We start from the raw sequence: 866 nt of genomic DNA on the forward strand, positions 1-866 counted from the left end.
GTGGCTTCCGAGTCGCACGCGTCGACGCCGCTGCCAACATTTGCGTCCGCAAATTTGGTTGAGCCACAGCGAGCCAAGAAACGCCACTGGCATTATACAAACACGTTGTATGCAATTGCCAAAAAAAAATGAAACTGACAATTAACATTATTATATCGATAGGAGTTATAATGTTTCTAATCGTTTATTCGTGCGGATTTTTTCCTCTACCAATCATTCCGCTATTTATAATTTCATGCATAATTACTTCTTTTTTATTAAGTATTTGGATTAATGGAAACCTGAAAGAAAGACTTCATAAAACACTCCCTTTTGCATTTCCGATAAATACTATAGCTTTTGTAATTGGGTATTTTTATGAAACACTAAAAGTTCTATGAGGATAATGTTAAAAATACTCTCGGTTATTGGAATTCTTGGATCTTTAGTATTCTCATTGATGCTTGGGCAGGCTACGCTAATAGAAGGTAAAAACATCATTAATCCCTACATAGATACGGTCTTCGGAGAAAATTATACCCCGAATAAATTTGATCAAATCAAAATTGGAATGAAAAAGCAACAAGTTTTGGATTTAATTGGAAATCCTTTAAATACTAGCATAAATTCTCATGACTCGCTTGTTACTAATTATAATTACACTGGAGATGGAAAATTATTAGTTTTAAACGGAATTAACAATGGTAAATATGGTGACTTCGCTTGGTACAGATCGATAATTGGTTTTGATAAAAATAATATTGTTGTCTATTTGAATAAAGGTTGGAGTTATGATTAAAGCAACTGCATACAACAACGTATAAAGCCAATGGCTAAGTTGGTTAAACGAATTGATTTTCCCACAATTTAAAAACGTATATTTATTT

General features: G+C 32.8%; 1 protein-coding gene. It reads left to right on the forward strand.

From position 1 onward, the window contains the following. Nucleotides 1–376 precede the first annotated feature (376 nt). The gene (gene bamE / locus ACY2RU_RS17645; RefSeq protein WP_490139802.1) at nt 377–778 is read left to right on the forward strand and encodes an outer membrane protein assembly factor BamE domain-containing protein; all 402 of its coding nucleotides are present in this window, start codon (nt 377–379) and stop codon (nt 776–778) included. The last annotated feature ends 88 nt before the right edge of the window (nt 779–866 follow it).

Source organism: Ulvibacter sp. 2305UL32-6 (assembly GCF_058148545.1).

Coding starts and splice junctions, on each gene's coding strand:
- bamE (WP_490139802.1), top strand. CDS start 377: ATGAGGATAATGTTAAAAATACTCTCGGTTATTGGAATTCTTGGATCT.